Origin of the sequence: Burkholderia sp. BCC1993 (assembly GCF_905339865.1) — a bacterium.
Taxonomy (GTDB): domain Bacteria; phylum Pseudomonadota; class Gammaproteobacteria; order Burkholderiales; family Burkholderiaceae; genus Burkholderia.
Map to the genome: position 1 here is coordinate 1 of NZ_CAJPGZ010000030.1, position 21940 is coordinate 21940.

The 21940-nt window shown below is 66.8% G+C and carries 22 protein-coding genes and 2 pseudogenes; 11 read left to right on the forward strand and 13 right to left on the reverse strand.

Annotated elements, in window-relative coordinates; translation table 11 throughout:
* The 3 genes and pseudogenes from U4Y91_RS34770 to U4Y91_RS36855 all read right to left on the reverse strand — a co-directional run.
* Nucleotides 1-1032: methyl-accepting chemotaxis protein (locus tag U4Y91_RS34770; RefSeq protein ID WP_321808877.1), on the reverse strand; the 1032-nt coding region annotated here is incomplete at its 3' end.
* A 537-nt stretch (nucleotides 1033-1569) separates the two neighbouring features.
* A pseudogene (locus U4Y91_RS34775) lies at nucleotides 1570-1851 on the reverse strand (IS6 family transposase); the annotation flags it as partial.
* A gap of 138 nt (nucleotides 1852-1989) precedes the next feature.
* A pseudogene (locus tag U4Y91_RS36855) lies at nucleotides 1990-2250 on the reverse strand (hypothetical protein); the annotation flags it as partial.
* 496 nt (nucleotides 2251-2746) lie between these two features.
* Between U4Y91_RS36855 and U4Y91_RS34785 the strand changes: the two are divergent.
* Both U4Y91_RS34785 and U4Y91_RS34790 read left to right on the forward strand, forming a co-directional pair.
* A complete protein-coding gene (locus tag U4Y91_RS34785; RefSeq protein ID WP_044847535.1) occupies nucleotides 2747-3364 on the forward strand; it encodes a LysE family translocator in 618 nt (205 codons plus the stop codon).
* 108 nt (nucleotides 3365-3472) lie between these two features.
* Nucleotides 3473-3721, forward strand: a complete 249-nt coding sequence (locus U4Y91_RS34790; protein WP_044847536.1) for a hypothetical protein — start codon at nucleotides 3473-3475, stop codon at nucleotides 3719-3721.
* A gap of 132 nt (nucleotides 3722-3853) precedes the next feature.
* On the opposite strand, the gene U4Y91_RS34795 is transcribed toward U4Y91_RS34790, so the two are convergent.
* From U4Y91_RS34795 to pobA, 7 genes are all read right to left on the reverse strand, one after another.
* On the reverse strand, nucleotides 3854-5212 hold the full coding sequence (locus tag U4Y91_RS34795; protein ID WP_321808878.1) for an MFS transporter: 1359 nt from the start codon (nucleotides 5210-5212) through the stop codon (nucleotides 3854-3856).
* A gap of 163 nt (nucleotides 5213-5375) precedes the next feature.
* Nucleotides 5376-5762, reverse strand: a complete 387-nt coding sequence (gene pcaC / locus U4Y91_RS34800) for a 4-carboxymuconolactone decarboxylase (RefSeq protein ID WP_006749282.1) — start codon at nucleotides 5760-5762, stop codon at nucleotides 5376-5378.
* A gap of 10 nt (nucleotides 5763-5772) precedes the next feature.
* Nucleotides 5773-6558, reverse strand: a complete 786-nt coding sequence (gene pcaD, locus U4Y91_RS34805; RefSeq protein WP_124489020.1) for a 3-oxoadipate enol-lactonase — start codon at nucleotides 6556-6558, stop codon at nucleotides 5773-5775.
* Nucleotides 6558-7931 carry a 3-carboxy-cis,cis-muconate cycloisomerase gene (locus tag U4Y91_RS34810; protein ID WP_321808879.1) on the reverse strand — a complete coding sequence of 458 codons (1374 nt, stop codon included), beginning with the start codon at nucleotides 7929-7931 and terminating at the stop codon, nucleotides 6558-6560. The genes pcaD and U4Y91_RS34810 overlap by 1 nt, the downstream gene beginning before the upstream one ends.
* An 88-nt stretch (nucleotides 7932-8019) precedes the next feature.
* Nucleotides 8020-8676, reverse strand: coding sequence for a CoA transferase subunit B (locus U4Y91_RS34815; RefSeq protein ID WP_012365076.1), 657 nt, complete (start codon nucleotides 8674-8676; stop codon nucleotides 8020-8022).
* Between the two features lie 68 nt (nucleotides 8677-8744).
* On the reverse strand, nucleotides 8745-9458 hold the full coding sequence (locus U4Y91_RS34820; protein WP_321808880.1) for a 3-oxoacid CoA-transferase subunit A: 714 nt from the start codon (nucleotides 9456-9458) through the stop codon (nucleotides 8745-8747).
* A 145-nt stretch (nucleotides 9459-9603) separates the two neighbouring features.
* A complete protein-coding gene (gene pobA / locus U4Y91_RS34825; protein ID WP_321808881.1) occupies nucleotides 9604-10836 on the reverse strand; it encodes a 4-hydroxybenzoate 3-monooxygenase in 1233 nt (410 codons plus the stop codon).
* 166 nt (nucleotides 10837-11002) lie between these two features.
* Between pobA and U4Y91_RS34830 the strand changes: the two genes are divergently transcribed.
* From U4Y91_RS34830 to U4Y91_RS34840, 3 genes are all read left to right on the forward strand, one after another.
* Nucleotides 11003-11929, forward strand: coding sequence for a LysR family transcriptional regulator (locus U4Y91_RS34830; RefSeq protein ID WP_321808882.1), 927 nt, complete (start codon nucleotides 11003-11005; stop codon nucleotides 11927-11929).
* A gap of 145 nt (nucleotides 11930-12074) precedes the next feature.
* Entirely contained in the window at nucleotides 12075-12704 is a 630-nt protein-coding gene (folE, locus tag U4Y91_RS34835) for a GTP cyclohydrolase I FolE (protein WP_257775495.1), read from the forward strand.
* Nucleotides 12704-13507 carry an SDR family oxidoreductase gene (locus U4Y91_RS34840; RefSeq protein ID WP_321808883.1) on the forward strand — a complete coding sequence of 268 codons (804 nt, stop codon included), beginning with the start codon at nucleotides 12704-12706 and terminating at the stop codon, nucleotides 13505-13507. The genes folE and U4Y91_RS34840 overlap by 1 nt, the downstream gene beginning before the upstream one ends.
* A 133-nt stretch (nucleotides 13508-13640) precedes the next feature.
* Here U4Y91_RS34840 and epsC read toward each other — a convergent pair whose 3' ends face one another.
* Complete coding sequence (epsC, locus tag U4Y91_RS34845) at nucleotides 13641-14561, reverse strand: serine O-acetyltransferase EpsC (RefSeq protein ID WP_321808884.1); 921 nt, start codon at nucleotides 14559-14561, stop codon at nucleotides 13641-13643.
* Nucleotides 14562-14698: 137 nt separating this feature from the next.
* On the reverse strand, nucleotides 14699-14932 hold the full coding sequence (locus U4Y91_RS34850) for a hypothetical protein (protein ID WP_044846464.1): 234 nt from the start codon (nucleotides 14930-14932) through the stop codon (nucleotides 14699-14701).
* 279 nt (nucleotides 14933-15211) lie between these two features.
* Between U4Y91_RS34850 and U4Y91_RS34855 the strand changes: the two genes are divergently transcribed.
* From U4Y91_RS34855 to fnr, 3 genes are all read left to right on the forward strand, one after another.
* Nucleotides 15212-15622, forward strand: a complete 411-nt coding sequence (locus tag U4Y91_RS34855; RefSeq protein ID WP_321808885.1) for a DUF3005 domain-containing protein — start codon at nucleotides 15212-15214, stop codon at nucleotides 15620-15622.
* Nucleotides 15623-15990: 368 nt separating this feature from the next.
* Complete coding sequence (locus U4Y91_RS34860; RefSeq protein ID WP_124489012.1) at nucleotides 15991-16458, forward strand: universal stress protein; 468 nt, start codon at nucleotides 15991-15993, stop codon at nucleotides 16456-16458.
* Nucleotides 16459-16633: 175 nt separating this feature from the next.
* Nucleotides 16634-17380, forward strand: a complete 747-nt coding sequence (gene fnr / locus U4Y91_RS34865) for a fumarate/nitrate reduction transcriptional regulator Fnr (RefSeq protein ID WP_321808886.1) — start codon at nucleotides 16634-16636, stop codon at nucleotides 17378-17380.
* Between the two features lie 60 nt (nucleotides 17381-17440).
* Here the strand turns inward: fnr and U4Y91_RS34870 are convergent, their stop codons facing one another.
* The gene (locus U4Y91_RS34870) at nucleotides 17441-18334 is read right to left on the reverse strand and encodes a LysR family transcriptional regulator ArgP (protein ID WP_124617455.1); all 894 of its coding nucleotides are present in this window, start codon (nucleotides 18332-18334) and stop codon (nucleotides 17441-17443) included.
* A 106-nt stretch (nucleotides 18335-18440) separates the two neighbouring features.
* Here U4Y91_RS34870 and U4Y91_RS34875 point away from each other — a divergent pair, with 106 nt between their 5' ends.
* From U4Y91_RS34875 to U4Y91_RS34885, 3 genes are all read left to right on the forward strand, one after another.
* Complete coding sequence (locus tag U4Y91_RS34875; RefSeq protein ID WP_321808887.1) at nucleotides 18441-19061, forward strand: LysE/ArgO family amino acid transporter; 621 nt, start codon at nucleotides 18441-18443, stop codon at nucleotides 19059-19061.
* Nucleotides 19062-19420: 359 nt separating this feature from the next.
* Entirely contained in the window at nucleotides 19421-20368 is a 948-nt protein-coding gene (locus U4Y91_RS34880; protein WP_321808888.1) for an aldo/keto reductase, read from the forward strand.
* Nucleotides 20369-20950: 582 nt separating this feature from the next.
* Nucleotides 20951-21919, forward strand: coding sequence for a helix-turn-helix domain-containing protein (locus U4Y91_RS34885; RefSeq protein WP_321808889.1), 969 nt, complete (start codon nucleotides 20951-20953; stop codon nucleotides 21917-21919).
* Nucleotides 21920-21940 lie beyond the last annotated feature (21 nt).

The window sequence follows — 21940 nt, forward strand, 5'->3', positions numbered from 1 at the left end:
TGACTGCTCGGCCACGCCGTTCACCTCGTTCATCGTGCGCAGCAGGTCACGCGACGTCGCGAAAATTTCGCGCGACGTCGCGCCGATCTCGGTCGTCGTCGCCGCGGTTTCATTGGCGGTCGCCTGCTGCTCGCGCGATGTCGCCGCGATTTCGGCGACCGACGTCGTCACCTGCAGCGACGACTGCTGCGCCTGCGACACGAGGCTCGCGAGCTGTTCGGCCATCCGGTTGAAGCCGTCCTGCAGCGTGCCGAATTCGTCGCTGCGGCGCAGGTCGAGCCGCTGCGCGAGGTTGCCGGTGCGCATTGCGTCGTGCACCTCGACGAGCCGCGCCATCGGCCCCGTGATCGCGCGGAACAGCGCATAGCCGGCCGCGAGCGCGACCAGCAGCACGACGCTCAGCGCGGTCGCGAGCGTCGCTTCCGCCGTGTTGACCGACGTGCGGATCTGCCGTGCCGAATCGTCTGCCTGGCTGCGGTTTTCGTCGACCAGCGCGTCCGCGACACGGACTACGTTCTCCCACGCCGTCGTCACGTGCGCGAAGTTGGCCTGCGCAGCCGCGCGGTCGCTCGCCGCCGCATGCGCTGCGTCGTTCAACAGCGGCAGGTACTGGTCGTATGCGGCCCGGAGCGCGGCGAAGCGCGCCTTGTCGTCGTCGCGGAACAGCGTCGCCTCGTATTGCGTCGACGCCTGATCGAAACGCCGCAGCGCTTCCGGAATCCGGTCGAGATCGCGCTTCGTGCCGTCTGCATCGCCGTCGCTGAAGATCGCGCGTTCGACCACCGTATAGCTTTGATTGGTCGCGGCGCGCAGCGACGTCGACAGGTACAGGCCCGGCACCGAATCCCGCTGGAGGCTGTCGGCAGCGGCGTCGATCGCCGTCAATCGGGTGTATGAAATCGCGGCCATGACCAGCATCAGCACGAAGATCGCGCCGAAGCTGAGCACGATGCGCGTGCCGAGCGTGAAGCGTCCGCCGCGCAGCAGGGCTGGCAAAGGGGGCGTGCCGGCGCGGGGCGTCGCAGTGGCCATGTCTATCTCCCGTAGGGCTTGGGTCGTCTGGATTCGGCGGCGCGAAGTGCAGAGAAAACGATTCGGTCGCGGGTCGGCGCGATCAATCGAATCGTTCCGGATGGGTTCCGATTGCCGACGCCCCGCATGCTGTCATGCGGCGCGTCTGATCGCAATCGAATTTTTTACGCATTGAGCCATGCTTTTTTCATCCCATTAAAGATAGGTCAATACGCAGACGTTTGCGGAAATTTGAAAGAGAGCAGGGGTAGGTTGCTGCCGGTATTTCGGCTGGCCGGCCGACGACGAGGCATCGGCGGCCTGAAATGCGGAACAATGACCGATGATCGAATCGTCTGAAATCTAATTGAAATGTTTCCGATATGGGGATGTGAGCATGATTATCGATTTTCGTGCCGCCCAACTCGTGAAAGCCACGCAAAGACTCTGTAAGTTGGTGAAGAGGCGGCGGGAGAATGAAGCGATGAAGAAGACAAAATAGCTATATCAAGTTGATGAGTGCATGCCACGTGTCTTCCTCAAGAGTCGCTATCCTTATCAGATAACTTCGTTGGCTGTGGGAGAGTCAGTCGAACCATGCCATGTGGCGAGGCGTTCTTTGAGTATGGCGCGATGACATACCGCGTTCATCTGATGTCTCGGCAACGCGAAGTGCTGCTGGATCGGGCCGACGCATGAGAGAAATGCCAGTGTGCGTCGCGCATCGCGAAATCCGCACATCTGGCGTTCGCGCCTGCGGGTCGGCTGATGGCTATTCTCGGCCCGGTTGCTCATGCGTGCAGCCGCTTTGACGAAAACGTGCTTTACCTGAGCGACCTTGTCGGTCGCGCGAAACCGCGGAGCCGCCTGCCGTGCCGGTTGAAGCCGATTCAGCGCCTTCTCCTTCAGGGCGAGATCGGCTTCCATGTAGATGTGCGTCGTGTCGAGATGCTCATGGCCGAGCCAAAGCGCGATCACGCTCATGTCGCCACCCGACTGCAATAGATGCATGGCCGTCGTGTGCCGGATGACATGGGGCGAGACGTGTTTCGCGCACGACGAGGTGAGGCATTGCCCCGTCCAGATGCACATCCGAGACCTCGAGGCGCAGTGCTTCGCCGATGCGCAACCCGGCACTCGCCAGCGGGCCCAACACCGTGACATAGGCATTTGCACGCAACCCGCCGCGCGGCCGCGCGTTTGCCGCCGCCTCCAGAATCGATCGCAGTTGCTCCGCATTCCAAATGAAGGGAGGCGTTCGAATCGGGGATCGCAGGAGGTGGTCGTCGGGGACAGCAGTCGCAGGATCGGCGACCTGCACGAAGCGCAGAAATCCGCGTACCGTACTGAGAACAGCGAACTGTGTCTGCGGCGCGCGGGGAACCCGCATGATCCATGAGAGCACGTGATCGACCCGGACGGGCTCGCCAGGATGTTCGATGGCGTAATCCCGCGCGAATTGCGTCAGCACGCCGTGGTGGGTTTGCCGGTAGCGCAGCGACTCGCGATGATCAAGGTATTGGGCGAGCTGATTCTCCAGTTCCTCGGGCTTCATGCTTGCTCTCCCGGCCATGGCATGGCGATACGCGAGAGCGCCGGCAGGGAGGAGCAGATCACCATCCCCCGCCCCCAAACCCCGTACCGGCAACCACCAGGCAAACTGTACCGGTACTGTACAGAAAACCGTCGCTACACTGACTCCATCCCAGTCCCGAACACGAATGGAGAATCCGCGATGGACTTCCTCACCCTCAGCGCATTGCCCGCCGGCATGCTGTTCGCGCTCGTCACGTCGATCACGCCCGGCCCGAACAACACGATGCTGCTCGCGTCCGGCGTCAATTTCGGTTTCCGCCGCACGATGCCGCACCTGTTCGGCATCAGCATCGGCGTCGCGATCCTGATGCTGTGCGTCGGCTTCGGTCTCGGCGAAGCATTCCGCCGCGTGCCGGTCCTGTACACGATCCTCGAAGTCGCGAGCGTCGCGTACCTGCTGTACCTCGCCTGGCGCATCGGCACGTCCGGCGAAGTGAAGGCGCAAGGCGCCAAGCCGCGGCCGATGACGTTCCTCGAAGCCGCCGCGTTCCAGTGGGTCAATCCGAAGGCGTGGATGATGGTGCTGACCGCCGCGACGACGATCCGCCTGTCCGCCGACTACGGGATGAACGCCGCGTGGATGGCCGTCGTGTTCATCCTGATCGGCTTTCCGTGCATCAGCCTGTGGGCCGCGTTCGGCCAGGGCCTGCGCCGCTTCCTGTCGAACCGCCGCGCACTGCGCATCTTCAACGTGACGATGGCCGTGCTGCTGATCCTGTCGCTATATCCGCTCGTCGCGCATCTGCTGCCGCAGTAAGTGCTCACAAGCACACCCGTTGAGCTTCACGCCGTGCAGGCGTACCCTTTTGGTACGGGCGCGCGCAATCGCTACGGCGGTTGCGCCGCATCTGCATGGAGGTGGCCGATGAAGCCAATGCTGAAGACCGGCGAGCACATCGAGGGCATGCACTGGATCGCCGAGTACCACCCGCTCACGCACGAGATCCGCGTGCTGCGCGAAAACATCGAAGTGGGTACGTACTGCGCGCCGCCCACGCTGTTCGGCGACGAGGAAGCGCTGGGCGCTGCGAACCTTGCCGATCATCGCAGCCAGGAGGCCGCGCTGCGCGCGTATCTGCGCAACTTCGTCAAGGAACACGACGCGGAGGAGTAGCGGCGCGGCGGCCGGAAAGGCGACGGGCCGCCGAAGCGGCCCGGTCTGTCGTTGCGTGTGAGTTGTCTTACGACCCACCGCAGCATCCCGAACACACGCAGGGCCAGCGCATCGCTCCGGCCCCGAATCCGTTCAATGCCCGAGCGACTCGATCTTGCCGGACGGCTGCGTGACGCCGTGCGGCCGCGCCGCCTGCTTGATCAGCAACGCGAGGCACGCGAGCAAGCCCGCGACCGCGATCGTCGCGAACACGCCCGCGAACGAGAAGTGCCGGCGCGTCAGTTCGGCGACGAGGAACGACCCGGCGATCCCGCCAAAGCGGCCGACGCCCAGCATCCATGCCACGCCCGTACCGCGCCCTTCGGTCGGATAGAACGCAGCGGCAAGCGCCGGCATCGACGATTGCGCGGTGTTCATCAGCACGCCGGCGATGAACACGACCAGCACGAGCATCCCTACATTGCCTGCCGCCTGCCCGATCGCATACACGCTGATCGCGGTCAGCGCATAGCACACGGCAATCACGCGGTTCGCGTTGAAACGGTCCATCAGCACGCCGCACAGCACTGCGCCGACGCCGCCGAGCGGGAACAGCGCGGAGATCAGCGTCGCGCTCTTCGGCGTCAGACCGGCATCCTTCAGCAGGATCGGCATCCAGTTGATCGACGCGTAGAAGATCACGAGGCCCATGAAATACGCGATCCACAGCATCACCGAGCCGACGATGTACGAGCGCGACACCACGACGCCGATCCCCTTGCCGCCCGTCTGCGGCGCGGCTTCGGTCATCGCGAACGAGCCGGCGTTCAGCGCGTCGCGCGAGATCCGTGCGAGCGTCGCGCGGATCCGGTCGACGCCCTGACCTTGCGCGACCATGAAGCGCACCGATTCCGGCATCTTCAGCAGCAACAGCACGCCGAGCAGCAGCGGCGTCACGCCGCCGAGCATCAGCACGCTGCGCCAGCCGAAATGCGGGATCATCCACGCGGCGAGAAAGCCGCCGAACGCGGCGCCGAGCGGGAAGCCGCAGAACATCAGGTTGATCACGGTCGCGCGGCGCTTGTCCGGGCAGAACTCGCCCATCATCGTGACCGCGTTCGGCATCGCGGCGCCCAACCCGACGCCGGTAATGAAACGCAGGATCGTCAGGTGTCCGATGGTGTTCGAAAACGCGGACACGAAGCACGCGACGCCGAACAGGAACACCGAGCCGAGCAGCAGCGAGCGGCGCCCGAGGCGGTCGGACAGCGGGCCCGACACGAGTGCGCCGCACGCGAGGCCGAACAGCGCGGCGCTCAGCACGGGGGCGAGATCGGGTTTGGTGAGGTTCCATTCGCCCAGCAGCGAAGGTGCGATGAAGCCGATCGCGGCCGTATCGAAGCCGTCGAGCAGCACGATCACGAAACACATCAGGAACACGAGCCACTGGAAGCCGCCGAACGGCTGCTCGTTGATGAAGGTCTGGACATCGACCACGGGTGCGCGATTCATCGCGTGTCTCCTATGTAAGCAACGCGGCCTGATGGCCGCGCCTTTCCTGGTTCGCGCGCCGATTCGTCGCCGGCGCGTCATGCATCGTCGACACCGGCCGGCAGCGGCAGGTGTCGCGATCGGGTCACGTCCGGCGCGAGCCGGCCGTGTGATTCAGCTGCGCCTAGGCGGCCCCATCCTGTTCCTTGAAGATCTTGTCCGCGAGATGGAACGCGGAATTCGCGGCCGGCACGCCGCAGTAGATCGCGGTCTGCAGCAGCACTTCCTTGATCTCGTCGCGCGTCACGCCGTTGTTGCGCGCGGCGCGCAGGTGCAGCGCGAGTTCCTCGCCGCGGTTCAGCGCGACCATCATCGCGATGGTCAGCAGGCTGCGCGTATGGCGCGGCAGGCCGTCGCGCGTCCAGATTTCGCCCCACGCATAGCGCGTGATCAGGTTCTGGAATTCGTCGGTCACTTCGGTGCGGTTCTCGATCGAACGGTCGACGTGCGCGTCGCCGAGCACCGCGCGACGCACCTTCATCCCTGCTTCATAACGTTGCTGGTCGTCCATCGTCGGTGCCTCACGCGGTCAGGAAGTCGAGCAGCGCGCGGTTGAAGCCGTCGGTGCACTCGATGTTCGAAATGTGCGCGGCGTCGAATTCGACGTGACGCGCGCCCGGAATTGCAGCAGCCAGCGCACGGCCCTGGTCGGGCGGCGTCGACATGTCTTTCGCACCGGTCACGACGAGCACCGGCAGCGCGATGCCCTTCACTTCCTCGCGCAGGTCGGCCGCGTTCAGCGCGTCGCAGTTCGCCGCGTAACCGTCCTTGTCGGTATGCACGAAGGTGTCGCGGATCGCGTCGAACAGGCGCGGCTCGCGTTCGACGAACGCGTCGGTGAACCAGCGCGGCAGCACGGCGTCGGCCAGCGCGGCCATTCCTTCGGCACGCGCCTTCTGCGCACGCGGCGCCCATACTTCCGGCGAGCCGATCTTCGCGGCGGTGTTCGACAGCACGGCGCGCACGATGCGCGACGGGAAGCGCGCGGCGAGCGCGGCGCCGGTCAGGCCGCCCATCGAGATCCCGCAGAAGTGCGCGCGCTCGATGCCGACGTGGTCGAGCAGGCCGATCACGTCGCCCGCGAGCTGGTCGACCGTGTACGAGCCGGCCGGCGCTTCGGAATGGCCGTGGCCGCGCGTGTCGTAGCGCAGGATGTTGAAGTGCTGCGTGAGCGGGCGGATCTGCGGCGCCCACATCTGCAGGTCGGCGCCGAGCGAGTTCGAGAAGACGAGCCACGGCGCGTCGTCGCGCGCGGCACGGTCGATCCGGTAATGCAGTTTCACGCCGTTGACAGTGGCGAAAGGCATCAGTGTTCTCCTGGTTGTGTCGTGCCCGCGTGCAGCGCGAGCACGGCGTCGACGTAGGCCTGCGCCTCGCCGACGTAATGTGCGGGATCGAGCAGCCGCGCGAGCGCGTCGCGCGACAGATGGGCCGATACGGTCGCATCGGCGGCGAGCACGTCGAACAGCGTCGCGCCGGTGCGCACGGCTTGCTTCGATGCATGCTCGACGACATGATGCGCATCGAGCCGGCCGATCCGGTCGCCAAGTGCGAGCATCACGGCTTCGCCGAGGATCAGCCCGTGCGTCAGGTCGAGGTTCGCGGCAAGGCGCTCGGTATTCACGTCGAGGCCCGCGACGATCTGTGCGATCTGCGCGAGCGCGCCGCCGGTCAGGCGCGCGAGGTCGGGCAGCGCATCCCATTCGGCCTGCCAGCCGCCGAGCGCGCGCTCGTGCTCCTGGACCATCCCCGCGAACACGGTCGCGACGAGATTCGGCGCGCGCACCGCGGCGGTCAGCACGGCCGCGCAGCCGACCGGGTTGCGCTTGTGCGGCATCGTCGACGAGCCGCCCTTGCCGGCGGCCGCCGGTTCGCCGAGCTCGCCGACTTCGGTCTGCATCTGCAGCGACACGTCGCGCGCGATCTTGCCGAGCGTGCCGGTCAGCATCCCGAAGCACGACGCGGCTTCCGCGATACGGTCGCGCTGCGTATGCCACGGCACGGCCGGCAGCGCGAGCTGCAGGTCGGCCGCGAGCGCGGCGCTCACGCCGGCCGCGTGCTCGCGCAGGCTCGCCAGCGTGCCGGCGGCGCCGCCGAACTGCAGCACCAGTGCGCGCGCACGCAATTCGGCGAAGCGCGCGCGATGGCGCAGCAGCGCGTCGAGCCATTGCGCGAATTTCAGGCCGAGCGTGATCGGCAGCGCCTGCTGCAGCCACGTGCGGCCGATCATCGGGGTCGCGCGATGTGCGCGCGCGAGCGCCGCGAGCGACGCGCACGCTTCGTCGAGCAGCGGCTCGAGCACGTCGAGCGTGTCGCGCAGCTGCAGCACGGTTGCGGTGTCGATGATGTCCTGGCTCGTCGCGCCCCAGTGCACGAACTTCGCGGCCTCCGGGTCGTCGGCCTTCACTTGCGCTGTGAGCTGCTTGACGAGCGGGATCGCGAGATTGCCGCCGAGCGCCGCGCCGTGCGCGAGCGCGTCGGCGTCGAGCCGGCCGGCGTCACACGCGCGTTCGATCGGCGCGACCGCGGTGGCGGGAATCACCTGCTGCGCGGCGAGCGCGCGCGCGAGCGCGGCTTCGACGTCGAGCATCCGCTGGATCGTCGCGCGGGGCGACCAGATCCGGTTGAGCGGCTCGGTGCCGCAGATGAGGGAGGTCAGGCGGGCGCTGTCTTCGAGCATGGCATCAGAGTGGGGAAACGGCGTGCGCCTATTGTCTACCCAAGCGTGCCGGCGTGCGCGCGATCGCGCGCGCCGGCACGCTTGCCGTTCAGGCCGCGGCCTTGCGCGTCGCGTCGATCAGCGGCACGCCGGTCAGCTTCTGCAGTTCGTCGAACGACAGGTCGGTGAATATCTCGCTCACCGCGAGGCCGTCGGCCGTCACGTCGAGCACCGCGAGATCGGTGTAGATGCGGCTCACGCATTGCACGCCGGTGACCGGATACGAGCACTGCGCGACGATCTTGCTCTCGCCCTGCTTCGTCAGGTGTTCCATCATCACGAATACCTGCTTCGCGCCGATCGCGAGGTCCATCGCGCCGCCGACGGCCGGAATCGCATCGGGCGCGCCCGTATGCCAGTTCGCGAGGTCGCCGTTCGCCGACACCTGGAACGCGCCGAGCACGCAGTAGTCGAGGTGGCCGCCGCGCATCATCGCGAACGAATCCGAGTGGTGGAAATACGCGCCGCCGGTGAGCAGCGTCACGTGCTGCTTGCCGGCGTTGATCAGCTCGTCGTCTTCCTCGCCGGGCGCGGGCGCCGGGCCCATGCCGAGCAGGCCGTTCTCGCTGTGCAGGAAGATTTCCTTGCTCGGGTCGAGGTGGTTCGCCACCAGCGTCGGCACGCCGATGCCGAGGTTCACGTACGCGCCTTCGGGGATGTCCTGGGCGACGCGCTTGGCCATTTCATCGCGGGTCAATCGTTTCATTTCGGGTCTCCTGTCGACCGGAGTTGGCGCTTCAGCGCTTACTCCGGTCCCATACAAAGTTCGGGCGGTCAGGCGGCTTGCGATGCACGTTCGGCGGCCAGCTCGGCCGCATGCGCGGCCTGCGGCACTTCGACGACGCGCTGCACGAAAATGCCCGGCGTCACGATGTGTTCCGGGTTCAGTCCGCCGAGCGGCACGACTTCCGACACCTGCACGATCGCGACCTTCGCGGCGCTCGCCATGATCGGCCCGAAGTTGCGCGCGGTCTTGCGATAGACGAGGTTGCCCCAGCGATCGCCCTTGTACGCCTTCACCAGCGCGAAATCGGCGTGGATCGGCGTCTCGAACACGTACGACTTGCCGTCGATCACGCGCGTTTCCTTGCCTTCCGCGAGCTTCGTGCCGAAGCCGGTCGGCGTGAAGAAGCCGCCGATGCCGGCGCCCGCCGCGCGGATCCGCTCCGCGAGGTTGCCCTGCGGCACGAGCTCCAGCTCGAGCTCGCCCGCGCGGTACAGTGCGTCGAACACCTGCGAGTCGCTCTGGCGCGGGAACGAGCAGATGATCTTGCGCACCCGCTTCGCCTTGAGCAGCGCCGCGAGGCCGGTCTCGCCGTTGCCCGCGTTGTTGTTCACGATCGTCAGGCCGCGCGCGCCCTGCTCGATCAGCGCGTCGATCAGCTCGGACGGCATGCCTGCCGTGCCGAACCCGCCGATCATGATGGTCGCGCCGTCGTGGACGTCCGCGACCGCCGATTGAAGCGATTCGAAAATCTTGTTGACCATGTCTCTTCCTGATACGAACCCGCGGCACGATGCGCGGCCTGTCGAGGGGACACGCGCATGTCGCGTGCCGCGTCGAAGGCCGTCGTCGACCTTCGGCATTTGTTCGCTATTCGAACCTAGATTCGATTAGCGAACGATGGGCCGATCATAGAGTCGCGCACAGCGCGTTGTCAAGGCGGGATCCCTCGGGGGGTATCTGGTCGTCGAACGGCAGGCCGACGTAGTTTTCGGCGAGCGACTGCGCGGCGGCCCGCGAGCGCGTCACGTACTTCAGCTCGGCAAACTTCAGGCGATTGACGAACGGCGAGTCCTCCGGCGACGCATGCAGCATGTTCGTCATGAAGTACGAGAAGTGCTCGGCGCGCCACACGCGTTCGAGACAGGTCGCCGAGTAGCGCTCGAGCGGCGTCGCGTCGCTGTTGCGGTAGCGGGCGCCAAGCGCGCGGGACAGCGCGCGGACGTCGGCCACCGCGAGGTTCATCCCCTTCGCGCCGGTCGGCGGCACGATGTGCGCGGCGTCGCCGGCGAGGAACAGGCGGCCGTGCTGCATCGTCTCCGACACGAAGCTGCGCATCGGCGTCACGCTCTTCTGCGTGATCCGGCCCTCGGTCGGCGTCCAGCCGGTGTCGTTCGAGAAGCGCGTGTGCAGTTCGTCCCAGATCCGCGCGTCGGACCATTCGGCGAGGTCTTCGTCGGGCTTGCACTGCAGGTAGAGGCGCGTGACCGTCGGCGAGCGCATCGAAAACAGTGCGAAACCGTTGTCGTGATGCGCGTAGACGAGCTCGTCGAGCGACGGCGCCGCGTCGGCGAGGATGCCGAGCCACGCGAACGGATAGACGCGCTCGAACGTGTTCAGCCGCTCGGCCGGAATTGTCTGGCGCGCGATGCCGTGAAAGCCGTCGCAGCCGGCGATGTAGTCGCAGTCGATGCGGTCTTCGCGGCCGTCGGCATGCTTGAACGTGACGAACGGGTGCTCGCTCTCGATGTCGTGCAGCGCAACGTCGCTCACTTCGAAATGCATCGCGTGGCCGTGCTCGACGCCAGCCGCGATCAGGTCGCGCACCACTTCGTGCTGGCTGTAGACGGTGATCGCGCGCCCGCCGGTGAGCGCGCTCAGGTCGATGCGATGGCGCTGGCCAGAGAACAGCAGCTCGATGCCGTGGTGTTCGAGCCCTTCGCGGCGCATCCGGTCGCCGAGGCCGGCTTCGTTCAACGTGTCGACCGTGCCCTGCTCCAGCACGCCGGCGCGGATGCGGTTCTCGCAGTATTCGCGCGAACGCGCCTCGACGAGGATGGAATCCACGCCTTGCAGGCGCAGCAGATGGGAAAGCAAAAGGCCGGACGGACCGGCGCCGATGATGGCGACCTGGGTGCGCATTGTTCGTCTCCTGTCGACCGGAGTTAGCGCTTCAGCGCTTACTCCGGTCCCATGCTTTGCGGAACATTGGTTCGAGTAATGGAAACCATTTGAGCGCTTTCCCGACTATGCAGCAACGCGATTCAGGAGATATGTTGTATACGCTTTGAAGATACTGACTCCCGTGATGGACACGCTCGATCTGAACCTGATTCCGTACCTCGTCGCGCTGGACGACACGCGCAACGTCAGCCGCGCCGGCGACCTGCTCGGCGTGAGCCAGCCGCGCGTGAGCACCGCGCTCGGCCGCCTGCGCGAATATTTCGGCGATCCGCTGTTCGTGCGCACGTCGCGCGGGATGGAGCCGACGCCGCGCGCGCTCGCGTTGCTGCCGGCCGCGCGCGATGCACTCGCGCAGATCGAACGCGGCCTCGTCGCGCCGCACGACTTCGATCCGGCGGCGAGCACGCATACGTTCTCGATCGCGCTGTCGGACGTCGGCGAGATCGTGTTCCTGCCGAAGCTGCTGCAGGCGTTCGCGACGCGCGCGCCGCACGCGAACCTGCGCTCGGTCTCGCCCGCGCACGACGAAGTCGGCCGCGGCCTCGAAGCCGGCTCGATCGATCTCGCGGTCGGCTATTTCCCCGATCTCGACGGCAACAACTTCTTCCAGCAGCGTCTGTTCACGCACCGGTTCGTCTGCCTGATGCGGCGCGGCCATCCGCTCGAACAGGCGCGCCCGTTCACGGCCGAGCAGTTCCTCGCATGCGGGCATGCGGTGGTGCGCGCCGAGGGGCGCAGCCAGGAAGTTCTCGAGAAATACCTCGCGAAGCAGCGCATGCAGCGGCGTGCCGTGCTCGAGACGCCGCACTTCATGAGCCTGCCGTTCATCCTGAGCCGCACCGACCTGATCGCGACGGTGCCGCACGCGATCGGATATGCGTATGCGGCCGAGCATGCGTTCATCGTGCCGGTCGAGCCGCCGGTGCCGCTGCCGCGCTTCGACTTGAAGCAGCACTGGCATCGCAAGTTCCACAACGATCCGCGCACCGCGTGGCTGCGCGGCGTCGTCGCGTCGCTGTTCAACGACGAGCAGGACGAGTGGCCGAAGTGACCGGGGTGAGCGGCGGGTAAGCGGCGGAGGGAGCAGCGGGTAAGTGGCGGGTAAGCGGCAGGCCGCACGCACGACCCGTGAAAGCATGAAACAATGCCCGGATATCCGCGCCGCCACAGGCGGCCGCATTCGATGGAGCGACTAGATGGGTAAAAAGAACGCGCGGCCCGAGCCGGCCGCATCCCGGCCGAGCCGGAAAGAAGCCGAGGATGCCGTTCGCGTGCTGCTGCGCTGGGCCGGCGACGATCCCGCCCGCGAAGGCCTGCTCGACACGCCGGCGCGCGTCGTGCGCGCATACGAAGAGTTCTTCGCCGGCTATGCGCTGGAACCGCGCGACATCCTCGCGCGCACGTTCAGCGAAGTCGACGGCTACGATGAAATGATCGTGCTGAAGGACATCCGCTTCGAGAGCTACTGCGAGCACCACATGGTGCCGATCATCGGCCGCGCGCACGTCGCGTATCTGCCGAATCATCGCGTCGTCGGCATCTCGAAGCTCGCGCGTCTCGTCGACGCCTTCGCGAAGCGCCTGCAGATCCAGGAAAAGATGACCGTGCAGATCGCCGACACGCTGTTCGACGTGCTGCAGCCGAAGGGCGTCGGCGTGATCCTCGAAGCCGCGCACCAGTGCATCTCGACGCGCGGCATTCACAAGCCGGGCGTCGAAATGGTCACGTCGCGCATGCTCGGCACGTTCCGCACCGATCCGTCGACGCGGCGCGAATTCCTGTCGATCGTCGCGAATCCTTCTTCAGTCAACCTGACGAATACGTAATGCAGTCCACGAAGCAAGCGGCACACGCGCCTGTCGTGCTCGTGACCGGCGCCGCGCGCCGGGCCGGGCGCGCGTTCGCCGAGTATTTCGCCGCGCACGGCTATCGCACCGCGGTCCACTACGACCGCTCCGCCGATGCCGCGCAGGCGGCGGCCCGCACGATCGCCGAACGCGGGCCCGATTCGGTCGCGCTGCAGGCCGACCTGTCGGATGCCGCGCAGATCACCGCACTGATCGACCAGGTGTATGCGCGCTTCGGCCGCCTCGACGTGCTGGTCAACAACGCGTCGGTGTTCTGGCAGGACCATTTCCCGAGCTTCGACCTCGCGGCATTCGACCAGGCGTGGGCCGTCAACTGCCGCGCGCCGATCCTGCTCACGCGCGCGTTCTACGAACGGGCCCGCGCGGCCGGCACGCAGGGCGTCGTCGTCAACGTGGTCGACCAGAAGATCAAGGAAAACTTCCACCGCGACCATTTCAGCTACACGGTCGCGAAGGCCGCGCTCGGCAACCTCACGCAGATGCTCGCGCTGTCGTCGTCGCCGGTGCTGCGCGTGAATGCCGTGTTCCCCGGGTTGATGCTGCCGAGCGACGACCAGACGCAGGCCGACTTCGAACACGCGAGCCGCGCATCGACGCCGCTCGCGCGCATCGCCGGCCCCGACGATGTCGCGAGCGCGATCCTGCTGCTGACGGGCAGCGCGTACAACGGCGTGGATTTCGTCGTCGATGCGGGGCAGAACCTGATCCGCGTCGACCAGGACGTGCTCTACAAGCATCGCTCGCCGGCCGGCAAGCGCTGACGAACCGGGGGTGCGGCGGCCGCCGAGCGCCCTCTTGGCACACCGGTGTGCTGGTGCCGGTGCACGCCTGCGCCTGCGTCTGCGTCTGCGTCTGCGTCTGCGCAAACGACAGTTTCGCCGTTCGCGCGCCGCGTTACGGCTTCTCGCCGCTGCCGCCTTCGCGGACCTTGCCCTGCGCGACGCTCGTGCCGGGCGGCACGCTGTGCGTGAGCCACACGTTGCCGCCGATCACCGAGCCGCGCCCGATCGTCACGCGGCCGAGAATGGTCGCGCCCGCGTAGATCACCACGTCGTCCTCGACGATCGGATGCCGCGCATTGCCCTTCACCAGCGCGCCGTCACCATCGGCCGGGAAACTCTTCGCGCCGAGCGTGACGGCCTGGTACACGCGCACGCGCTCGCCGATGATCGCGGTTTCGCCGATCACGACACCAGTGCCATGATCGATGAAGAAGCTCGGGCCGATCTGCGCGCCCGGGTGAATGTCGATGCCGGTGGCCGAGTGCGCGATTTCATTGATGAAACGGGCGAGCAGCGGCACACCGAGTTGGTGCAGCGCATGCGCGAGCCGATGGTGCATCATCGCGAGCACGCCGGGATAGCACAGCAGGATCTCGGTGATGTGCTGCGCGGCCGGATCGCCCGCGTAGGCAGCCTGGATGTCGCTGACCAGCAGCGCGCGAACCGCCGGCAACTGCCGGCCGAACTCGCGCGCGATCTCGAACGCGCGTTCGTCGAGTTCCGCGAACGGCGTGTCCGCATGCTCGGGCAGGAACGGCAGCGCGCGGCGGATCTGTTCGGACAGGATCCGCAGCGTGCTTTCGAGCGTGTGGCCGACGTAGTAGTCGACGCTTTCGTCGGTCAGATCCGGCGCGCCGTAGTGCGTCGGAAACAGCGACGCGCGCAGGCCAGTGACGATCTTGCAGATCGCGTCGCGCGACGGCAGCTCGCGGATGCCGCGCGGATGACGCGTGCGGTGAAGTTCCTCGCGCGATTCGCGCAAGCCGGCAACGATTTCTTCGAGGCCCCACTGACGGGCGGGTGATGTCGACATATGCCAATGCAGGCAGCCGCGCACGATCGCACGGCCGCTAATAAAGTGACGGGTTCCACAAGATTACCGCGTTTTCGTCCGGCAGCGGCACGCCGGGGGATCGGCCGGACGGCCGACGCTGCCGCCGCGAGACGGCGTCAGATCGTGACGCTACTCGCGTCGATCCAGCGCACGGCCCAGTCGCGCGCATGCGCGATCGCGTCGCCTTCGTCGTTGAACTGGAGCTCGCTCGGGAAAAAACGGTTCGCGACGAGTTCCCCGTCACTCGATCGGGAGATCACGACGTAGGGCTTGAACGACCCGTCAGTGGCGCGCGCGGGCGCGCAATTCAACAGATAACCGCGGTGCGTGAAGGCAGTAGTCGCTTGCATGAATCCGCCACCTCTAGTCCCTTTGCTTGTTGTTCACTACCCGTCTCCAAGGGGGCTGCGGCGCCCGGTGCGGGCAGAGTCGGCGCGTACTGCATCCCCTGTCGCCGCTTCGCAGGAAAAGAATCATACTCTGTAGAAAACGGGTGTTCTAGCTGAAATAAATCATGACAAATCAGTGCGCGCCGCGCGACCGCGGCGATCGCCCGCGCACCAATTTCCCGTCTTGCCCGGAACGGGATTTGCTTCGATCCGGAGCGCTACGCCGCCAGGAGAGCCGTGATGGAAACGTCAGCTCAAGCGCACGCCGCGCATCCGCGCAGCATCGAACTCGACAACGACGACACGCACGACAGCACCGTCGACACCGACGGCAAGAATCGCGAGGCGGCGCGTCTCGCGAGCGGCGGCCCCTTCCCGCCCGACCAGATCACGGGCAGCAACGCGTCGCTCGTCAACGCGATGCCCGAGGCCGGCGACGGCCTCGCCGGCTTCGACAGCCGGCCGGGCGGCAATCATCCGGCGTTCGCGCTGCGGGCCGGCTACATGGTGGTCGAGAAGGGGTTCGACGCGCCGTCGCACGCTGGCGACGCGCCGTACGGCCCGATTCACCGGATGTACGGCAGCGCGTACTGGCCCGGCCACGGACGCCGGCCGGAACGGGTGATCGAAATCACCGCGGTGCCGCGGTAACGCACGCGGCGTTTGAATCGATCGTTCGTTCGGCGGGTTGAAGGGCGCCGACGGCCGATGGCGGCGGACCGGTGTGCGCGTTTGCGCGCCGGTCGGTCGTTCGGTGCGCAGGCAGTGCGATCTTCCGAATCGGCGCTGAAATCGATATCAGCGCCCGGTTCGGGTTCGGCACGCGGGATTTCACGACGTCGATGCATCGGCGTTGATCGAAGTCACGTTCTCGCGATACAGATGCGATTCAATGCCCATTCGCGACCACCGGCACGTCGCTGCAAAGTCCCTGCCGTTGGTTTACCCTGCCTCGCAGCGACGCACGGCCGGCCCGGCCGTTCGGCCGACTTCCGTTCAATCCGCCACTTGGAGACACTATGTACAAGCGCATTCTGGTTGCCATCGACGGCAGCGACACGGCACGCCACGCGTTCGATGCCGCCCTCGCGCTCGCAAAGGAGCACGGTGCCGAACTGCAGCCGTTCTACGTCGTCGAAAACGCCGCGATCTACTACAACGTGCCGGGCTACGACCCGTCCGTGCTGCGCGATCAGCTCATCGCGCAAGGCAATGCGCTCGCGGCGGATTTCAGGAAGCTGATGCAGGCGGCCGGCGTGAAGGGCGAGACGCTGACGAGCGAGGCGTCGTCGCTCAACGACGTGTCGACGCTGATCCTCGACGGTGCGAAAGCGTTCGGCGCCGACCTCCTCGTGCTCGGCACGCACGGCCGTCGCGGGTTCCGTCGCCTCGTGCTCGGCAGCATCGCCGAACAGTGCGTGCGGCATGCGACGCTGCCCGTGCTGCTGATCCCGGCCGCCGCGCATACGGACGATCAGGAAGGCTGAGCGGTGTCGGCATCGGCATCGGCATCGGCGCGCCACGCACGCGCAGCGGCATGCCTGCACGCAGGCCGCTGCGATGCCCGAAGCATGTGCGCGCGGTCGCGACGTTTTGTCGCCCGACAGCGGCAACTTGCGGTGGGACAATGATTCCGTCGATTCAATGCCGGAGTAAACGATCATGTTGACGCCCGTCGCCACACGCCCCGCCGTTCCGTCCCACGCAGGCACCTGGGCTCCCCGCCAGGCCCCGCACTGCTCGTCGTGCGCAATGCGGCACCTGTGCATGCCGCAGGGCCTCGCACCCGACGCACTCAGCCGCCTCGAATCGGTCATCTGCGCGGCGCGCCCGGTCAAGCGCGGCGAAGCGCTGTTCCGCGAAGGCGACACCTTCGACAACCTGTACGCCGTGCGCTCGGGTTCGCTGAAAACCGTCGCCACGCGCCACGACGGCCGCGAGCAGGTCACCGGCCTGCACCTGGCGGGCGAGGCGCTCGGCCTCGACGGTATCTGCGACGACACGCACCCGCGCACCGCGGTCGCGCTGGAAGACAGCTCGGTCTGCGTGATTCCGTACAGCGCGCTCAAGTCGCTGTGCTCGGAAGCCGGCACGATGCAGCTGCGCATGCACAAGCTGATGAGCGAGCAGATCGTGCGCGAAACGTCGCAGACCATGCTGCTCGGTTCGCTGAACGCCGAAGAGCGCGTCGCCGCATTCCTGCTCGACGTGTCGTCGCGCTACCTGAAGCGCGGTTACTCGCCGTCGGAATTCAACCTGCGGATGACGCGCGAAGACATCGGCAGCTACCTCGGCATGACGCTCGAAACGGTCAGCCGCACACTGTCGAAGTTCCAGAAGCGCGGCCTGATCGAAATGCACGGCCGCCTCGTGCAGATCGTCGACTTCGACGGCCTGCACCACGTCTGACCCCGCGCGGCGCGTCACCTGCGCGCCGCCGCCCGCCACCATCCGCCGCGCCCGCCTCGATCAGTCGAGAAACAGCGCGGCGCGCGCCTTCAGTGCCGCGCTGAAGTCGTCGAGCCAGCCGATCGACAGACGCCAGCTCTGCCAGTACAGCTCGATATCGACGGTCCGCCCGCGCGACATGTCGACCAGTTCGCCCGCCGCCAGTTGGCGATCGACCATCCGGTCCGGGCACATCCCCCATCCCAGCCCCGTTTCGCACGCGCGCAGGTAGCCCGCGACGTGCGGGATCCAGTGTTGCGGCGGATCGAGATCCGCGCGCGTCACGCGCCGGATGAAGCGCGCCTGCAAGCCGTCCTTCGAATTGAACATCACGCACGGCGCGCGACGCAGCGCATCGCGCGTGATGCCCGCACCAAAATAGCGCGCGTAAAACGCCGGCGAACACACCGCGCGATAGCGGATACGCCCGAGCCGCGTCGACCGGCATCCCTGGATCGGCTCGGCCTGCGCGGTCACCGCGCCCTGCACGCTGCCGTCGCGAATACGCGCGGCCGTATGGTCCTGGTCGTCGATCACGAGGTCGAGCAAAGTCTCGCGCTCGGTGCAGAACGGCCCGACCGCATCGATGAACCAGGTCGCGACGCTGTCGTCGTTGACGGCCACGCGCAACGTCGGCCATGCGCTCGCGATCTGGCCCGGCAAGGCGGGCATCCGGCCGCCCAGTTCGGCCTCGAGCAATTGCACGCGCTCGGTATGCCGGCACAGCAGCGCACCCGACGTCGTCGCGACGCACGGCTGCCCGCGCTTGACGAGCACGCTGCCGACGCGCTCCTCCAGCAGTTTCACGCGCTGCGATACCGCCGACGGTGTGACGTTCAGCTCCTTGGCCGCCCGCTCGAACGAACCGTGCCGGATCACCGCCGCGAGGGCATCGAGCAATGCGTAGTCGAGCATTAGATTTCCTTAATCGGCATTAGGTGAATTAGCTTCTCTTATGTTCCAGCTGACCGCAGACTAGCGCCAACCGATTCACCCGTCTACTGCGTCATCGCTCCCCATCATGAACTGGATCGCTTTTTCCCACGGCGCCGCCCTGTGCGGGTCGCTCATCGTCACCATCGGCGCGCAGAACGCATTCGTGCTCCGGCAAGGCATCATGCGCTCGCATGTCGGCAAGATCGTGCTGCTGTGCGCGCTGTCCGACATGATCCTGATCGGCGCGGGCGTCGGCGGCGCGTCGGTCCTCGTCGAACGCTATCCGACCTTCGTCCACGCGGTGCTGTACGTCGGTCTCGCGTATCTCGCATGGTTCGGCTTCAACGCGCTGCGTCGCGCGTTCAAGCCGGGACACGCAACGCTCGACGTGCGCGGCGACGCCGTCGCGCCGCCGCCGCAGAGCGCGGCCGCGATCGTGCTGATGACGCTCGCGTTCACGTGGCTCAACCCGCACGTGTATCTCGATACGTTCCTGCTGATCGGCACGGCCGGTGCGCGGGAGCCGGAGGGCACGCGGCTGGCGTTCGCGATCGGCGCGATGTCGGTCAGCGTCGTGTGGTTCCTCGGGCTCGGATACGGTGCGCGACTGCTCGCGCCGTGGTTCCGCAAGGCCGTCGCGTGGCGCGTGCTGGACGGCGCGATCGGCAGCATGGTGCTGTTCCTGGCGGCCGTGCAGTTGCGATAACGGCCTGGGTTGACGATCGATCGCGGGCGGCAACTTGCCGCCCGTTTTTCGTTCCGCTCCGGCGAAGTGGCCCGTAACGCCCGTCTCTCCCGTTGCCGCGCCAAGCCGTAACAAAATTCGGTTCCCGATCGAACGCTGCGGCACGAATGACCCACGCAGCAGACGGTGCGTCCGCCGTCCGCTGCAATTCCTCCGTCTTCACGGCCGCGCGCCCGCTGCACGAATCCGGTCGATCGGCGAGAATGTTCCAGCGTCCCGCGACAACGGCGAACGTGCTTCACCCGACCGCCGTCCCGTCGCATGCATCCCGGCCAGTCCCGTCGTTCCAACCCGTCACCCGTCAGATTCCGGAGAGCAACATGGCACTACGCACCCTCGGCACCTCGGACATCCAGGTTTCCCCGCTCGCCTTCGGCGGCAACGTCTTCGGCTGGACCGTCGACGAAAACGCATCGTTTGCGCTGCTCGACGCGCTCGCCGACACCGGCATCAACTTCATCGACACGGCCGACGTCTATTCGGCCTGGGCGCCCGGCAACCGCGGCGGCGAATCGGAAACGATCATCGGCAAGTGGCTGAAGCGTTCCGGCAAGCGCGACCAGGTCGTGATCGCGACCAAGGTCGGCCTGCTCGAGGCGCGCGCGGGCCTCACGAAAGACAACATCCTGAAGGCCGCCGACGATTCGCTGCGCCGCCTGCAGACCGACTACATCGACCTGTATTTTTCGCACCGCGACCTGGCCGACACGGCCCCGCTCGAAGCAACGCTCGCCGCGTACCAGGCGCTGATCGACGCGGGCAAGGTGCGCATCATCGGCGCGTCGAACTACAGCGGCGCGCGCCTGCGCGAAGCCGCCGACATCAGCAAGCGTGACGGCCTGCCCGCGTACCAGGTGATCCAGCCGGAATACAACCTGATCAACCGCGCCGACTACGAGCGCGATCTCGAGCCGGTCGTGCGCGACCTGAAGCTCGGCGTCGTCAACTACTACGCGCTCGCGAGCGGCTTCCTGTCGGGCAAGTACCGCAGCGAGGCCGACCTGAAGAAGAGCGTGCGCGGCGATCGCGTCGCCCGCTATCTCGATGCGCGCGGCCTGCGCATTCTCGCGGCGCTCGACGACGTGTCGGCGAAGCACGGCACGCAGCCGGCCGCGATCGCGCTCGCGTGGCAGATCGCGCGGCCGACGATCACCGCGCCGATCGCGAGCGCGACGTCGCTCGAACAGCTCGCGCTCCTCGGCGAAGCGATCCGTGTGCGCCTCGACGATGAGGACATTCGGAAGATCGACGCGGCCAGCGCGGTCTGATGTCGCGTACAACCCGGTGACGGCTTGAATCGCGACGTTTTGCGGTTCAAGCCGCCGGTGCGAGGCGCGGGTGACGCGAACAGGGATGTCGGCATCGCTCACGCCGCGCGCGCGGGAAGAGCGCCGCGAATCACTCGACCCGCGCGCGGTTTCGGCAAGACGATCCGACAACACGCGCTTCTGCTCCAACACAACGAAAAAATCCACGACACACCGCTGCCCCGGGTCTTCGGCGGCACGCAAACATGCATACCGCCATCGCTTCGCCAGCGCGCGAGATGCGAGCTCGATGCATCACTCGACCACCGCGCAGCTTCAACGAGACGATCCGGCAGCACGCGACTTTTATTCCGCATAACGAAGCAGCTGCGCGTCTCACCGTTCGATCCGAACCGAACAACATACCCCGAACACGCCTGCACGTTTTGCCTTTCCCGGCCATATTCGTTGACTCACACGGACATCCGGCCGCAACCCGCCGCTGCAAGCGCATCGCGGGCCCGCCCCGGGTCTTTCACCGATTGACCGCGCCCGCCCGCGTATCCGAGACTGCGCCGCTCGGGCGGTCATTGGGAGAACGTCATGCCGGACATCAGCACGGGAATCGTGTCGATCTCGACGCGCGCCGTACGCGGCGACGAACGCATCGACTTCTGGGTCGACCAGGTCGCCCGCTCGCTCGTGCGCATCGAATGCAGCGGTAAATCGTCCGAAGGCATCGACGCGTCGCTGCGCAAGCGCGACCTCGGGCTGCTAGGCGTGTGCGACATCGTCGCGAACCGGCACGCGGTCGTGCGCACGCCGCACAACATCCACGCGGACCCGCGCGACGCCGTGTTCGTGTGCCTGATGCACGAAGGGCAGGGCTATACGTTCCAGGACGTCGAGTGCATCCAGCATGCGCCCGGCGACATCGTGCTGTACGACACGTCGATGCCGTACGGTCACGGCTTTCCCGCGAACATGGCGATGACCGTGCTCGACGTGCCGCGCGACGTGTTCGAAGCGCACGTCGGCCCGTGGCGCTATCGCAGCGTCGTCAAGATCGACCGCGGCGACGGCGTCACGTCGTGGGCCGCGCGGCAGCTCTACGCGCTGCTCGCCGAACCGCATGAATCGATGCCGGACGCGCGCGAACGACGCGCCGCCGCGATGCTCGACCTGATGCAGTCGATGCTGCGGCTGCGCGACGGCGACGCGTCGCCGACCAAGTCGACCGTCCACACGCTGTCGCGCGCGAAGGCATTCATCGACAGCCATCTCGCCGACGACGATCTCGACACCCGGTCGGTCAGCCGCGCGATCAACCTGTCGCCGCGCCAGCTCGCGCGCATTTTCGAAATCGAAGGGATGCCGCTCACGCGCTACATCCTCGCGCGGCGTCTCGAACGCTGCCGCACCGACCTGCGCGACCGGTCGCTGAAGCACCTGATGGTCAGCGAAATCGCGTTCCGCTGGGGCTTCAACAACAGCGCGCACTTCAGCCGCAGCTATCGCGCGCGCTTCGGCGAGACGCCGAGCGACACGCGCGCGCCGGGCAACCCGCGCTAGCCGCTCGTCGCCGGGTTCTCC

Bases quoted from the DNA above. Each gene is read 5' to 3' on its own strand.
- U4Y91_RS34850 (WP_044846464.1), bottom strand. From the start codon at position 14,932: ATGCAAGCGACTACTGCCTTCACGCACCGCGGTTATCTGTTGAATTGC.
- U4Y91_RS34880 (WP_321808888.1), top strand. From the start codon at position 19,421: ATGGCACTACGCACCCTCGGCACCTCGGACATCCAGGTTTCCCCGCTC.
- U4Y91_RS34785 (WP_044847535.1), top strand. From the start codon at position 2,747: ATGGACTTCCTCACCCTCAGCGCATTGCCCGCCGGCATGCTGTTCGCG.
- U4Y91_RS34830 (WP_321808882.1), top strand. From the start codon at position 11,003: ATGGACACGCTCGATCTGAACCTGATTCCGTACCTCGTCGCGCTGGAC.
- pobA (WP_321808881.1), bottom strand. From the start codon at position 10,836: ATGCGCACCCAGGTCGCCATCATCGGCGCCGGTCCGTCCGGCCTTTTG.
- U4Y91_RS34790 (WP_044847536.1), top strand. From the start codon at position 3,473: ATGAAGCCAATGCTGAAGACCGGCGAGCACATCGAGGGCATGCACTGG.
- U4Y91_RS34815 (WP_012365076.1), bottom strand. From the start codon at position 8,676: ATGAAACGATTGACCCGCGATGAAATGGCCAAGCGCGTCGCCCAGGAC.
- U4Y91_RS34885 (WP_321808889.1), top strand. From the start codon at position 20,951: ATGCCGGACATCAGCACGGGAATCGTGTCGATCTCGACGCGCGCCGTA.
- folE (WP_257775495.1), top strand. From the start codon at position 12,075: ATGGGTAAAAAGAACGCGCGGCCCGAGCCGGCCGCATCCCGGCCGAGC.
- fnr (WP_321808886.1), top strand. From the start codon at position 16,634: ATGTTGACGCCCGTCGCCACACGCCCCGCCGTTCCGTCCCACGCAGGC.
- U4Y91_RS34855 (WP_321808885.1), top strand. From the start codon at position 15,212: ATGGAAACGTCAGCTCAAGCGCACGCCGCGCATCCGCGCAGCATCGAA.
- U4Y91_RS34795 (WP_321808878.1), bottom strand. From the start codon at position 5,212: ATGAATCGCGCACCCGTGGTCGATGTCCAGACCTTCATCAACGAGCAG.
- U4Y91_RS34860 (WP_124489012.1), top strand. From the start codon at position 15,991: ATGTACAAGCGCATTCTGGTTGCCATCGACGGCAGCGACACGGCACGC.
- U4Y91_RS34820 (WP_321808880.1), bottom strand. From the start codon at position 9,458: ATGGTCAACAAGATTTTCGAATCGCTTCAATCGGCGGTCGCGGACGTC.
- U4Y91_RS34875 (WP_321808887.1), top strand. From the start codon at position 18,441: ATGAACTGGATCGCTTTTTCCCACGGCGCCGCCCTGTGCGGGTCGCTC.
- epsC (WP_321808884.1), bottom strand. From the start codon at position 14,561: ATGTCGACATCACCCGCCCGTCAGTGGGGCCTCGAAGAAATCGTTGCC.
- pcaC (WP_006749282.1), bottom strand. From the start codon at position 5,762: ATGGACGACCAGCAACGTTATGAAGCAGGGATGAAGGTGCGTCGCGCG.
- U4Y91_RS34840 (WP_321808883.1), top strand. From the start codon at position 12,704: ATGCAGTCCACGAAGCAAGCGGCACACGCGCCTGTCGTGCTCGTGACC.
- U4Y91_RS34870 (WP_124617455.1), bottom strand. From the start codon at position 18,334: ATGCTCGACTACGCATTGCTCGATGCCCTCGCGGCGGTGATCCGGCAC.
- pcaD (WP_124489020.1), bottom strand. From the start codon at position 6,558: ATGCCTTTCGCCACTGTCAACGGCGTGAAACTGCATTACCGGATCGAC.
- U4Y91_RS34810 (WP_321808879.1), bottom strand. From the start codon at position 7,931: ATGCTCGAAGACAGCGCCCGCCTGACCTCCCTCATCTGCGGCACCGAG.